General features: G+C 73.6%; 13 protein-coding genes. 11 read left to right on the top strand and 2 right to left on the bottom strand.

What is annotated here, in order from left to right:
* Nucleotide 1: 1 nt before the first annotated feature.
* From AB0I15_RS53340 to AB0I15_RS53305, 8 genes are all read left to right on the top strand, one after another.
* Nucleotides 2-619 (top strand): ATP-dependent Clp protease proteolytic subunit, encoded by a 618-nt coding sequence (locus AB0I15_RS53340; RefSeq protein WP_358114936.1) that lies wholly within the window; start codon nucleotides 2-4, stop codon nucleotides 617-619.
* Nucleotides 620-761: 142 nt separating this feature from the next.
* Nucleotides 762-1,775 (top strand): Lrp/AsnC family transcriptional regulator, encoded by a 1,014-nt coding sequence (locus tag AB0I15_RS53335; protein WP_358114933.1) that lies wholly within the window; start codon nucleotides 762-764, stop codon nucleotides 1,773-1,775.
* Nucleotides 1,772-2,659: a polysaccharide deacetylase gene (locus AB0I15_RS53330; protein WP_358114930.1), complete on the top strand. Its 888-nt coding sequence runs from the start codon at nucleotides 1,772-1,774 to the stop codon at nucleotides 2,657-2,659. Before AB0I15_RS53335 ends, AB0I15_RS53330 begins: the two co-directional genes overlap by 4 nt.
* Nucleotides 2,656-3,939 carry an MFS transporter gene (locus AB0I15_RS53325; protein WP_358114927.1) on the top strand — a complete coding sequence of 428 codons (1,284 nt, stop codon included), beginning with the start codon at nucleotides 2,656-2,658 and terminating at the stop codon, nucleotides 3,937-3,939. The genes AB0I15_RS53330 and AB0I15_RS53325 overlap by 4 nt, the downstream gene beginning before the upstream one ends.
* Nucleotides 3,936-4,703 (top strand): SDR family oxidoreductase, encoded by a 768-nt coding sequence (locus tag AB0I15_RS53320; protein ID WP_358114924.1) that lies wholly within the window; start codon nucleotides 3,936-3,938, stop codon nucleotides 4,701-4,703. Before AB0I15_RS53325 ends, AB0I15_RS53320 begins: the two co-directional genes overlap by 4 nt.
* A complete protein-coding gene (locus AB0I15_RS53315) occupies nucleotides 4,700-5,698 on the top strand; it encodes a 2-dehydropantoate 2-reductase (protein WP_358114921.1) in 999 nt (332 codons plus the stop codon). The genes AB0I15_RS53320 and AB0I15_RS53315 overlap by 4 nt, the downstream gene beginning before the upstream one ends.
* Nucleotides 5,695-6,852: a M20 family metallopeptidase gene (locus tag AB0I15_RS53310; RefSeq protein ID WP_358114918.1), complete on the top strand. Its 1,158-nt coding sequence runs from the start codon at nucleotides 5,695-5,697 to the stop codon at nucleotides 6,850-6,852. The genes AB0I15_RS53315 and AB0I15_RS53310 overlap by 4 nt, the downstream gene beginning before the upstream one ends.
* A gap of 561 nt (nucleotides 6,853-7,413) precedes the next feature.
* Nucleotides 7,414-8,175 carry a TSUP family transporter gene (locus AB0I15_RS53305; RefSeq protein ID WP_358114915.1) on the top strand — a complete coding sequence of 254 codons (762 nt, stop codon included), beginning with the start codon at nucleotides 7,414-7,416 and terminating at the stop codon, nucleotides 8,173-8,175.
* A 110-nt stretch (nucleotides 8,176-8,285) separates the two neighbouring features.
* Here AB0I15_RS53305 and AB0I15_RS53300 read toward each other — a convergent pair whose 3' ends face one another.
* Complete coding sequence (locus tag AB0I15_RS53300) at nucleotides 8,286-9,428, bottom strand: MFS transporter (RefSeq protein ID WP_358114912.1); 1,143 nt, start codon at nucleotides 9,426-9,428, stop codon at nucleotides 8,286-8,288.
* Nucleotides 9,425-10,177 (bottom strand): DeoR/GlpR family DNA-binding transcription regulator, encoded by a 753-nt coding sequence (locus tag AB0I15_RS53295; protein ID WP_358114909.1) that lies wholly within the window; start codon nucleotides 10,175-10,177, stop codon nucleotides 9,425-9,427. The genes AB0I15_RS53300 and AB0I15_RS53295 overlap by 4 nt, the downstream gene beginning before the upstream one ends.
* Before the next feature lie 44 nt (nucleotides 10,178-10,221).
* Here AB0I15_RS53295 and AB0I15_RS53290 point away from each other — a divergent pair, with 44 nt between their 5' ends.
* From AB0I15_RS53290 to AB0I15_RS53280, 3 genes are all read left to right on the top strand, one after another.
* Nucleotides 10,222-11,193 (top strand): YafY family protein, encoded by a 972-nt coding sequence (locus AB0I15_RS53290; RefSeq protein ID WP_358114906.1) that lies wholly within the window; start codon nucleotides 10,222-10,224, stop codon nucleotides 11,191-11,193.
* A 79-nt stretch (nucleotides 11,194-11,272) separates the two neighbouring features.
* The gene (locus tag AB0I15_RS53285; RefSeq protein ID WP_358114903.1) at nucleotides 11,273-11,884 is read left to right on the top strand and encodes a LysE family translocator; all 612 of its coding nucleotides are present in this window, start codon (nucleotides 11,273-11,275) and stop codon (nucleotides 11,882-11,884) included.
* Entirely contained in the window at nucleotides 11,881-12,609 is a 729-nt protein-coding gene (locus AB0I15_RS53280) for an alpha/beta hydrolase (RefSeq protein ID WP_358114900.1), read from the top strand. The genes AB0I15_RS53285 and AB0I15_RS53280 overlap by 4 nt, the downstream gene beginning before the upstream one ends.
* The last annotated feature ends 2 nt before the right edge of the window (nucleotides 12,610-12,611 follow it).

The following is a 12,611-nucleotide window of genomic DNA, read 5'->3' as shown; positions in this document are numbered from 1 at the left end:
CATGAGCGGGCGTTACGTGCTGCCCTCGTTCACGGAGCGCACCTCCTACGGCATCAAGGAGATGAACCCGTACAACAAGCTGTTCGAGGACCGGGTCATCTTCCTGGGGGCGCCGATCGACGACACCGTCGCCAACGACGTGATGGCGCAGTTGCTGACGCTGGAGTCGATCGACCCCGACCAGGACATCAACCTCTACATCAACTCGCCGGGCGGCTCGTTCACGGCGATGGCGGCGATCTACGACACGATGCAGTACGTCCGGCCCGAGATCCACACGGTCTGCATCGGCGAGGCGGCCTCGGCGGCGGCGGTGCTGCTGGCGGCCGGCACGGCGGGCAAGCGGGCCGCGCTGCCGCACGCCCGGGTGCTGCTGCACCAGCCGCACGCCGAGGGCGGCCGCGGGCAGGGCAGCGACCTGGAGATCCACGCCAGGGAGATCCTGCGGATGCGCGACCAGCAGGAGGAGATCCTGGCCCGGCACACCGGGCGCGGCGTGCTGGAGATCAGGAAGGACATCGAGCGGGATCGCATCTTCACCGCCGAGCAGGCCAGGACCTACCGGCTGATCGACGACATCTACGCCTCGAGGAAGCGCACGCTGGCCCCGGCCCGCTGACCACGCCTGCCGGCCCACGACGCCTCCGGCAACGGCGCGCCCCTGCCAGGGACGCGCCGTTTTCCATGTGAAATGTAGATTTTCGGGGATAGCGTCACCTTTGCCTTGCATTTGAGGGATTCCGTCAGTAGCGATGGAGCCCATGCAAGAAGCCGTCCACATCGACGAGCTGGACCGCGCGATCGTCGCGGCCCTGCAGCTCAACGGCCGGGCCCCCTGGAGCCTGGTCGCCCGGCTCGTCGGCGCGAGCGAGTCCACCGTGGTCCGCCGCGCCGCCCTGCTCGGCGAGAGCGGGCTGCTGCGCGTCATCGGCGTGGTCGACGTGCTGCGCTGCGGGCTCGGCGTGCCGGTGCTCAGCCGGTTCCGCTGCCGGCCGGGCACCACCTACGACGTCGCCGCCTGCATCGCCGAGCGGCCCCAGGCCCGCTTCGTCGCGGTCGTGTCGGGCAGCGCCGACTGCGTGGCCGAGTTCGTCGTGCCCACCCACGCCGAGATCGGCCGGGTGATGGTGGCCGACGTGCCCGGCGGCGACCGGGTCACCGAGAGCGAGACGCACGCGGTCATGCGCACGTTCGTCTCCAACCACGATTGGAACCCCGGCGTCCTCGGCGAACGCGCCACCGCCGAGCTGCGCGACTCGGCCGAGCAGCCGTTCGAGGACCGCTTCCCGCAGAGCCCGTCCGAGCGGCTCGACGAGCTCGAACACGCGATCGTCCAGGCACTCGGCGAGGACGGGCGCATGTCGTACAAGGCCCTGGCCCAGGCCGTCGGCGCCAGCGAGTCGACCGCCAAACGCCGGGTCGAGTCGCTCGTGCGCCGCGGCTGCCTGCGCTTCCGCACGCTGGCCGAGCCCGAGGTGCTCGGGTACGCGGTGGAGTTCATGCTCTGGCTCGAGGTCGAGCCCGGCCTGCTCGAACGGGCCGGCCAGCAGCTCGCCGCCCACCCGGCGACCCGCTACCTGTCGGCCACCACCGGCCGCTTCAACCTCGTCGGCCAGGTGGCGCTGCGCCACTACGGCGACCTGTTCCCCTACCTGACCGACGACGTCGGCTCCCTGCCCGGCCTGCGCGCCGCCGACGTCACCCTCCAGCTCACCACGCTCAAACGCGCCTGGGTGCCCACCCCCGCCGCACGAACGGAGAACCCCGCATCATGACCGAACAGCAGCCCTGGCAGTGGGACGAGCAGACCTGGCGCGGCCACGTCGAGCGCGTGCGCGCCGGGCGGAGCCTGCGCCCCGGCTCCTGGCCGGGCGGCGCCCGGGTGGCCGTCGCGCTGTCCTTCGACTCCGACCACGAGACGATCCCGCTGCGCGACGGCGAGACCCGGCCGGGCAAGCTGGCCCAGGGCGAGTACGGCTCCCGCGTCGGCGCCCCCCGCGTGCTGCGCCTGCTGGAGCGGCACGGCATCCCGGCGTCGTTCTTCATGCCCGCGGTCTCCGCGCTGCTGCACCCCGGCGAGGTGCGCGACTACGTCGCCGCCGGCCACGAGGTCGCCATGCACGGCTGGATCCACGAGCGCAACACGACGCTCGACCCGGCCGACGAGCGGGAGCTGGCCCTGCGCGCCGCCGACACCCTCGAACGGCTCGCCGGAGCGCGTCCCGTCGGCATCCGCACGCCGTCCTGGGACTTCTCCGACCACACCCTGGCCATCACCCGCGAGCTGGGCCTGAGCTACGACTCCTCGCTGATGGCCGACGACGAGCCGTACGAGCTGCTGGCCGACGGGGAGCCGACCGGCATCGTGGAGATCCCGGTCGAGTGGATCAGGGACGACGCGCCGTACCTGATGATGGAGCGCTTCGGGTCGCTGCGGCCGTACACGCCGCCGCGGCAGGTGGCCGGGATCTGGCGCGACGAGTTCGACGCCGCGTACGCCGAGGGCGGGCTGTTCCAGCTCACCCTGCACCCGCACATCATCGGCCACCGCTCGCGCATGGTGGCGCTGGCCGAACTGCTCGACCACATCACCGGCCACGAGGGCGTCTGGTACGCCACCCACGCCCAGATCGCCGCATACGTCCGGGAGAACGCATGACGACCGTCGCCGAGACCCGGCTGACCCCGCAGCAGCGCAAAGCCATCGTGGCCGGCGCGATCGGCAACACCGTCGAGTGGGTCGACTGGGCGATCTACACCACGTTCGCGTCGGTGTTCTCGCGCCAGTTCTTCCCCTCCGACAACGAGACCGCGGCCCTGCTGTCCACCCTGGCCGTCTTCGCCGTCGGCTTCCTCATGCGGCCCATCGGCGGCGCGATCCTGGGCGCCTACGGCGACCGGTACGGCCGCAAGAAGGGCATGACGCTGACCATCTCGATGATGGCGGCGGCCGCTTTCGTCATCGCGATCACCCCCGGTTACGAGACCATCGGCATCGCCGCGCCGATCATCCTGGTGCTGGCCCGCCTGGTCCAGGGCTTCTCGGCGGGCGGCGAGTTCGGCACCTCCTCGGCCTTCCTGGTCGAGTCCGCGGCCCGCGGGCGGCGCGCGTTCGCCGGGTCCTGGCAGCAGGTGTCGGTGGGCGGCGGCGTGCTGATCGCCTCGGCCATGGGCACCGTGCTCACCTCGACCCTGGACGAGGCGTCGCTGCAGAGCTGGGGCTGGCGGATCGCGTTCATCATCGGCGGGCTGCTCGGGCTCGTCGGCCTGTGGCTGCGGGTGTCGGTGCCGGAGACCGAGGCGTTCGCCAAGGCCCGGTCCTCCGGCCGGACCCGCGTCAACCCCGTGGTCTCGATGTTCAGGGACCATCCGCGTGCCGCGCTGCGCGTGGTCGGCATCACCATCGCCGGGACGCTGCTCTACTACGTCTGGGTCAGCTACATGCCGACCTACGCCCACAACGACACGGGCATCCCGCTGAACCAGGCGCTGCTGGCCAACACGATCGCGGTGCTGGTGTTCCTGATCCTGCTGCCGTTCGGCGGGCTGCTGTCGGACCTGGTGGGGCGCAAGCCCACGATGCTCGCCTTCGCGCTGGGCTTCCTGGTGCTGGCCTGGCCGGCGTTCCACTTCCTCGACGGCGGGTTCGGTTCGCTGCTGGTCATCGAACTGGTCGGGATGGTGTTCCTGGTCGGCTACTCGGCCAACTGCGCGGTGGTCATGGCCGAGCAGTTCCCGGCCGAGGTGCGCACGACCGGGATCGGGCTGCCGTACGCGCTGGCGGTGGCGATCTTCGGCGGCACCGCCCCGTACATCACCACCTGGCTCAGCTCCAGCGGCTACCGCGACCTGGTCTGGCTGTACGTGGCCGGCGCCGCCCTCGTCGGCGTCATCGTCTACGCCACCATGCCCGAGACCAAGGGGAAGGAGCTCGCGTGAGCCGCCACGTACTGGTCACCGGCGCGGCCGGCGGCATCGGCGCCGCCGTCGCCGAACTGTTCGCCGGCGACGGAGCCCGGGTCACCGCCGTGGACGTGCGGGACCTGTCCGAACACGCCGGCCGGCTGCGCGCCCGCCCGATCACCGCGGACCTGTCCGACGCCGAGGCCGCCGCGGGGCTGCTGGAGCGGGCCTGGGACACCAACGGCCCGGTGGACGCCGTGGTCAACGCCGCCGGCATCTACCCGGCCACGCCGTTCCTGGAGATGACCGCCGCCCAGTGGGACCGGGTGCAGCACGTCAACGTCCGCGCCCCCATGCTGATCACCGCCGCGTTCGGCCGCGCCTGCGCGGCGAGCGGCCGGACCGGCTCGGTGGTGAACATCGCCTCCGGAGCCGCCCTGCGCGCCCGCCCCGGAGCCGCCCACTACTGCACGTCGAAGGCCGCGCTGGAGATGCTCACCAAGGCCGCCGCGGTCGAGCTCGGCCCGCTCGGCGTGCGCGTCAACGCCGTCAGCCCCGGCTTCGTCACCGTCGACAGCGCCGCCAACCCCGTCACCGAGGAGTACGCGGCCGCCGTCTCGGCCAACCCCCTCGGGCGGCGCGGCCTGCCGCCGGACGTGGCCACGGCCGTGCGCTGGCTGGCCGGCGAGGAGGCCGCCTGGGTGACGGGCGCGGTGCTGCGGGTCGACGGCGGCGCGTCCGCGGGCACCACCGCGCTGCCGCTGCACTGGACGGGAACGAGCGAGGTACAGCAGGCATGAGCTCCTACACGATCGTCGGCGGCGGCGCCATCGGCGGCACCATCGCCTTCCACCTGGCCCGCGACGGGCACGAGGTGCTGCTCGTGGACGCCGACGCGGCCCACGTCGAGGCCGTCCGGCGCGACGGCCTGATCCTGCGGCGCGCGGACGGCGACGAGTCCGTCCGGCTCGGCGCGGCCACCCCGGCCGAGGTGGACGGGCCGCTGCACCGGGTGCTGCTGTGCGTCAAGGCCCAGGCCACCGCGGGCGCGGCCGGGTGGATCACCCCCAGGCTCGCGCCCGGCGGATACGTCGTCTCCGTCCAGAACGGCCTCAACGAGCGCCTCATCGCCGGCCACGTGGGCCGCGAACGCGTGATCGGCGCGTTCGTCAACATCTTCGCCGACGTGGTCGGGCCGGGCGTCATCCGCGACGGCGGCCCCGGCGCGTTCGTGATCGGCGAACTGGACGGCTCCGCCAGCCCCCGCGTGGACCGGCTGGTCGCCGACCTGGCCGGGCTCGGCGTCAAGGCGACCGGGAACGTCAGCGGCTACCTGTGGGCCAAGCTGGGCTTCGGCGCCATGCTGAGCGCGACCGCGCTGGCCGACGCGCCCATGGCCGACCTGATCGACCGGCACCGGCCGCTCATGCACGCGCTGGTGGCCGAGGTCTTCACGGTCGCCGCGGCCCAGGGCCTGGCCCTGGAACCCTTCGACGCCTTCGACCCCGCCGCCTACCTGCCCGCAGCCACTGAGGTGCGCGAGCGGGCCACCGACCGGCTGACCGCGTGGCTGCGTACCCAGCCGAAGGACCGCAGCGGCATCTGGCGCGACATCGCCGTCCGGCACCGCCCGATCGAGGTGCACGACCACTACCGGGAGGTCTTCGCCCAGGCCGAGGCCGCCGGAGTGGCCACGCCGCTGCTGAGCGGCATGCTCGCCCGCCTGGCCGACGTCGAGACCGGCCGCGCCCCCATGAGCGAAGACCATCTGCGCGACCTGGAGGCCGCCCTGTGAACCCCGTGGAGCTGCGCGACTGGCTGTCCGGCCACCGCGCCGACCTGCTCGCCGACCTGTCCGCGTACGTGTCGCTGGAGACCCCCAGCAACGACAAGGCCCTGCTGGACACGGGCCTGGACTGGCTCGACGGCTACCTCACCGCCCGCCTGGGCGCCCCCGCCGCCACCCGCCGCACCTCCGGCGGACGCCACGGCGACATCTGCGTCAACGACTACCCCGCCCCCGCCGGCGGCCCCGATCACGCCACGCCCGTCCTGGCGCTGGCCCACTACGACACCGTGTGGCCCGCCGGCACCCTGGCCACCTGGCCGTTCACCGTCGAGGGCGACCACGTCACCGGCCCCGGCGTCTTCGACATGAAGGCCGGCCTGGTGCAGCTCGTCTGGGCGGTGCGCGCCCTCGAGGCCGCCGGGCTCCCGAGAGCGCCGCTGCGGCTGCTGCTCAACGGCGACGAGGAGATCGGCAGCCCCGCCTCGCGCCCCCTCATCGAGGAGGCCGCCCGGGACGCCGCCGCCGTGCTGGTGTTCGAGGCGAGCGCGGACGGCGCGGTGAAGACCGAGCGCAAGGGCGTCGGCATCTTCCGCCTGCGCTTCACCGGCGTGGAGGCGCACGCCGGGCTGGAACCCGCCAAGGGCGCCAGCGCGATCGACGAGCTGGCCAGGGCGGTGCGCCACCTGCACGGCCTGACCGACCTCGACGCCGGCACGACCGTCAACGTCGGCGTCGTCACCGGCGGCACCGGCTCCAACGTCGTCGCCGGGGCCGCCACGGCCGACGTGGACGTGCGGGTGTCCAGCCGCGCCGAGGCGGACCGGGTGGACGCGGCCCTCGCGGACCTGCGCCCGCACGACCCGCGCGCGGCGATCGCGGTGACGGGCGGCTGGAACCGGCCCGTCATGGAACGCGGGCCCGGCACCGCCCGCCTGTTCGAGCAGGCGCGCACGGTGGCCGCCCGGATGGGGCTCGACCTGCGCGAATGCTCGGTCGGGGGCGCAAGCGACGGCAACTTCGCCGCCGCGCTCGGCCGCCCGGTCCTGGACGGGCTCGGCGCGGTGGGCGCGGGCGCGCACGCCCGCCACGAGCACATCAGCGCCGACGGCATGATCGAACGCGCCGCGCTCGCCGCCGCCCTCCTGCACGCCCTCGCCTGACCGCCCACCCTTGGGCCCACCCTGCGGCCATCCTAAAGGCCATCTTTACGGCCATCCTTTACGGCAAGGCCAAGGTCACCGCACTCGCCGACGCCAGTGTCCGCCCGTCATGGCCGGTCGTGAAGGCTCACGGGTGGCTCGCCGTGACGAAGCGCACCCTTGACCGGCCCCCGTGGCCCGGCCGAGCACCGCCCAAAACGCGCCGAACACCACCGCACCACCTCCCACCGTCTCGGCGCGAATGGAGAACCCCGGCCCCACTGCGGCTGCGGGAGAGAGCGGTGCCGCAGGGCGCCGCGATGGTGATAGCGACGCGGCGGAGCACTACGAGGGTGCCGGTGACGCGGCGGGGCGCTGTGAAGGCGACGGCGACCGTGACGGCGACGGCGACGGCGACCGTGACAGCGACGGTGACCATGACGGTGACGGCGTGGGCGGCTGGGGTGGCGTTGGGTGGGGGTGTAGGTCGGGATTGGGTGTTGGGCGGGATGGGGCGGCGGGGGGAGTAAAGGGGGACTTGTACACTCCTGGGGGTTCTCGGGGGAATTGGGGGAGTGGCGCGTGCCGCTGGAGCAGGTCCTGTTGTTGCTGACCGCGGCGGCCGGAGCGGGGTGGGTCGACGCCGTCGTGGGCGGTGGCGGGCTGTTGCAACTTCCCGCCGTCCTCATGACCGGCATGCCGACGATCGAGGCGATGGCCACCAACAAGCTGTCGTCGGTGTTCGGCACCACCTCCGCCGCCGTCGCGTACGCGCGCTCCACCAAGGTCGACCGCGAGGTGGCGATCCCGGGCGCCGCGCTGGCCGTGGTGTGCGCCGGGCTGGGCGCGTGGGCGGCGGCCTCGATCACGGCCGACGTGCTGCGCCCGGCCGTCATGGTGGTGCTGCTGGCGGTGGCCGCGTTCGTGACGCTGCGCCCGGCGATGGGCGCCGTGCCGGTGCCGCACCTGCGTACCCGGCCCCGGGTGGCCGCCGCGGTGGCGACGGGCGGGGTGGGCATCGCCTTCTACGACGGCATCATGGGGCCGGGCACGGGAACGTTCCTCATCATCGCGTTCACCACCATCCTCGGGCTGGACTTCGTCTCGGCCTCCGCCTCCGCCAAGATCATCAACATCGGGACGAACGTCGGCGCGCTGGTGGTGCTCGGGTCGCAGGGTCACGTGCAGTGGGCGATCGGTCTCGGCATGGCGGTCTGCAACGTGGCCGGCGCCCAGTTCGGCGCACGGATGGCGCTCAAGCGGGGCGCCGCGTTCGTCCGGATCGTGCTGCTGTGCGTGGTCGCGGCCATGGTGCTCAGGCTCGGCTGGCAGCAGTTCGGCTGAGGCTCAAGCGCCCAAGCCCAAGCCCAAGCCCAAGCGCAGGCCCAAGCGCAGGCCCAAGCGCAGGCGCAGGCGCAGGCGCAGGCGCACAGGCCCAAACCCACATCGGCCCCTCAGCCGACCGGCTCCTCCGTGCGGGCCCGTAGTGCCGTTGCGGCCAGGGCGACGAACGCGGCCAGCAGCGCCGGGATGGCCAGGGCCGGTGGCAGTCCGGTCAGCTCCGCCACGCCCCCGATGAACACCGGCCCCGACAGGAACCCCAGGTAGCCGATCGACGCCACCCGCGCCAGCGCCCACCCCGCGTACGCCGGATCCCGGTGCCCCGCGGCCGAGAACACCTGGGGCACGATGCACGACAGCCCCGCCCCGAAGAGCCCGAACCCGGCCACCCCGGCCACCGGCAGATCGACCAGCAGCGCCAGCCCCAACCCCGCGGCGGCCAGCAGTCCGCAGCCGCGTACCAGCGTCACCGGCCCGAGCCGGGCGGCCAGCCGGTCGCCCGCCAGCCGGCCCGCCGTCATCATGATGGAGAACGCGGCGTACCCGGCGGCGGCGAACCCCGGCGACGCGTTCAAGTCCTCGCGCAGGTAGACCGAGCTCCAGTCGGCCGCGGCGCCCTCGCCCACCAGGCAGCAGAACGCGAGCACCCCCAGGAACACGACCCCCTTGGGCCGCCCGCCCCGCCCGCCTGTGACGGAGCCGCCCGCGGGCGCGGAGCGCAGCGCCCACCGCGCGGCCCACACCGCCAGCACCGCGATCACCGTCCCCACCGACCAGAACGTGACCGCCGGGGCCAGGTCGAAGTGCGCGAACAACCCGCCCGCCGTGGCCCCCGCGAACCCGCCGACGCTGAAGACCGCGTGGAACGACGACATGATCGGGCGCTCGTGGGCCCGCTCCACCTCGACGGCGTTGGCGTTCATGGACACGTCCAGGACCCCGTGCACGATCCCGAACAGCAGCAGCGTGCCCGCCAGCACGCCCAGGTTGCCCGCGTAGGCGGGCGGCACGAGCACCAGGCCCTGCAGCAGCGCCGCCGGGATCATGACCCGGCTGCTGCCGTGGCGGTCCACCAGGCGGCCCACCGCCGTCATGCCCGCCATCGCCCCGAGCGCGATGGCCAGCAGGGCGAGGCTCAGCTCGCCCTCACCGAGCCCGAGGCGCTCCTTGATGGCGGGGATGCGCGCGGTCCAGGTGCCGATCGCCGCCCCGGTCAGGAAGAACAGCAGGTAGACGGCCGTGCGTTCGCGCCTCACCCGGCCTCCTTGACCAGCACCCCGGCGGCCACCAGCGCGTCGCGTTCCTCCGGCGGGATGCCAGGGTTGGTCACCACCACGTCCAGCCGGGTGATCGGGCACACCGCGCCGAAGGCCGTGCGCGCGAACTTGCCCGCGTCGCACACCACGACCACCCGCCGCGCCGAGGCGATCGCCGCCTGCTTGACGGCCACCTCCGGCAGGTCGTGCGCGGTCAGGCCGTGCTCGGCGGACAGTCCGCAGCAGCCGATCACCGCCGTGTCGAAGCGCAGGGCCTTGATCGAGCTCTCGGTGAGGGGGCCCATGAAGTTCAGCTCGCCCTGGCGTACCTCGCCGCCGGGCAGCACCAGCCGCACCCGCGGCGCGGCGGCCAGCAGCGTCACCGCCTGCAGCGCCAGCGGCAGCACGGTCAGGCGACGGTCGAGCAGGGCGCGCGCCACCTCCAGCGCGGTCGTGCCGCCGTCGAGCACCACCGCCTCCCCGTCGGCGATCAGCCCGGCCACCTCCGCGCCGATGCGCCTCTTGGCCTCCACCGCCTCCCGTTCGCGCACGCCGAACGGCGGCTCCTCGCCGCGCAGCAGCAGCGACAGCGCGCCGCCCCTGACCCGGCGCACCACCCCCTGCTGGGCCAGCTCGTCCAGGTCGCGCCGGATGGTCATCTCCGACACGCCGTGCTCGGCGGCCAGTTCGGCCACGGACACGCTGTCGTGCGTACGCAGGGCGTTCATGATGGCTCGCACACGTTCCATGTGTTCATACAAACACGGAATATGTTCGCAATACAATGAGCGGCATGCGTGCCAGCCGCCTGCTCTCCCTGCTTCTGCTCCTGCAGACGCGCGGCCGCATGACCGCGCCCGAGCTGGCGGCGGAGCTGGAGGTGTCGGTGCGCACCGTCTACCGCGACGTCGAGGCGCTGTCGGCGGCCGGCGTCCCCGTCTACGCCGACCGCGGCCCCGCGGGCGGCTACCAGTTGCTCGACGGCTACCGCACCCGCCTCAACGGGCTGACCGCCGAGGAGGCGTCCTCGCTGTTCCTGGCCGGGCTGCCGGGCCCGGCGGCCGAGCTGGGGCTGGCGGAGGTGGCGGCCAACGCCGAGCTGAAGCTGCTGGCCGCGCTGCCGCCCGAGCCGCGCTCGCACGCCTCCCGGATGCGCGAGCGGTTCCTGCTGGACGTGCCGGGCTGGTATCGCTCGGCCGACGACGTCCCGCACCTGAGCGAGGTGTCGGAGGCGGTGTGGGATCAGCGGCCGCTGCACATGACCTACCGGCGCTGGGGGCGGCAGGAGGTCGACCGGGTGATCCACCCGTACGGGCTGGTGCTGAAGGGCGGCTCCTGGTATCTGGTGGCCGCGCCGCCGGACGGCGGGCCCCGGACGTACCGGGTGGCGAGGATCCTGACGCTCTCGACGCTGCCCGGCCGGTTCGCCCGGCCTGAGACGTTCGACCTGGGCGGGTTCTGGAAGGAGTACGCCAAGGAGTTCCGCGAGCGGATGTACACCGCCGAGGCCGTCATCAGGCTCGCCCCCGGGCGGGGAGACCTGCTGGCGTACACGATGGGCTCCGACGTGGTCGGCGCCGCGCTGGCCGCCGCCGGCGAGCCCGACCCCGAGGGACGGCTCACGCTCACCGTGCCCATCGAGTCGATCACGCACGCGCGCTGGCTGCTGCTGCGCATGGGCGCCGACGTCGAGGTGCTCGGGCCGCCAGAGCTGCGGGCGATGATGGGCGAGGCCGCCGCGGAGCTCGGCAAGCTCTACGGCTGAGGCGCTCCGTGGCCGGTCACGCCACGCCGTGGGCGAAAACCAGGAGAGTTCCGGCCGCCGGTCTGCGAGCATGCCCCGCATGTATCTTCTAGCTTTCGCGGGCGCCTGCGTCCTGGTGGCCATGGTTCCCGGGGTGAGCACCGCCATCATCCTGCGGCAGACCCTGCGCGCGGGCCGGGGCTCGGGCCTGGCCGCCACGCTGGGCAACGAGACCGGCATCCTGCTGTGGGGGCTGGCCGCCGCGTTCGGGCTGTCGGCCCTGCTGGTGGCCTCGCAGGTGGCCTACGACGTCATGCGCGTGGTCGGCGCCGGGGTGCTGATCGTCATGGGCGCGCAGGCGCTGTGGCAGGCCCGCAAGGGGACGCCGGCGCCCGAGGGGGACGTGGTGCCCGGGTGGCGGGGGCCCTACCTGGCGGGGGTCGGGACGTGCCTGGCCAACCCGAAGGCGGCGGTGTTCGCGATGTCGTTCCTGCCACAGTTCGTCCCGGCCGGGCAGAACGTGCCGCTGACGCTCGTGACGCTGGCCCTGGTGTGGGTGGCGGTCGACCTGCTCTGGTACGGCGCGCTCATCTGGACGGTGACCAAGGCGAAGGCATGGCTCGGCAGGCCCGCGGTCAAGCGGCGCCTCGAGCAGATCTCGGGCGTCGTGCTGATCGGGCTGGGCGTGCGGCTGGTGGTGGAGTCGCGATGACCGTCTGGCACGACGAACACGGCACCGGCGACCCGGTGGTGCTGCTGCACTCGACGGCGGCCGACTCCGGCATGTGGGACGAGCAGGCGGAGGCGCTGTCGGAGCGGTTCCGGGTGATCCGGGTGGACTTCCGGGGATACGGGCGCAGCCCTTACCGGGCCGACGGGCCCTACGGCGACGCCGACGACGTGGCCCGGGTGCTGGCGGCGCTCGACATCAGCCGCGCCGCGCTGGTCGGCTCGTCGGGCGGCGCCCGCGTCGCGCTGGAGCTGGCCTCGGCGGGGCTGGCCGGGCGGCTGGTGCTGCTGAACCCCGTCTCCGCGCTGGAGCCCACGGCGGACGTGCGGGCGTACTGGGCGGAGGAGGGGCGGCTCCTCGAGCAGGGCGACACGCAGGGGGCGGCGGAGCTGAACGCGGACGTCCTGCTCGGCCCGGCGGCCTCGCCGCGGGCCCGGGAGCGGCTGGTGGCGATGCAGCGGCACGCGTTCGAGATCCAGCACGGCATCGAGCTCCAGCAGACCGAGCGGGACTTCGCGCCGTCGGAGATCGACGTCCCCGCGCTGGTGGTGGCGGGGGCGCACGACCTGCCGTACTTCGTGGCCGGCGCCCGTCACCTGGCCACCGAGCTGCCCCGCGCGAAGCTGCTGGAGCTGGAGTGGGCCGGGCACCTGCCCGCGCTCGAACGTCCCGAGGAGATCAACGCGCTGCTGCTGGACTACCTTTAGTG

Origin of the sequence: Nonomuraea sp. NPDC050643, assembly GCF_040654715.1 — a bacterium.
In the GTDB taxonomy this organism is placed as follows: Bacteria; Actinomycetota; Actinomycetes; order Streptosporangiales; family Streptosporangiaceae; genus Nonomuraea.
This window is presented reverse-complemented; position numbering and strand designations above follow the sequence as displayed.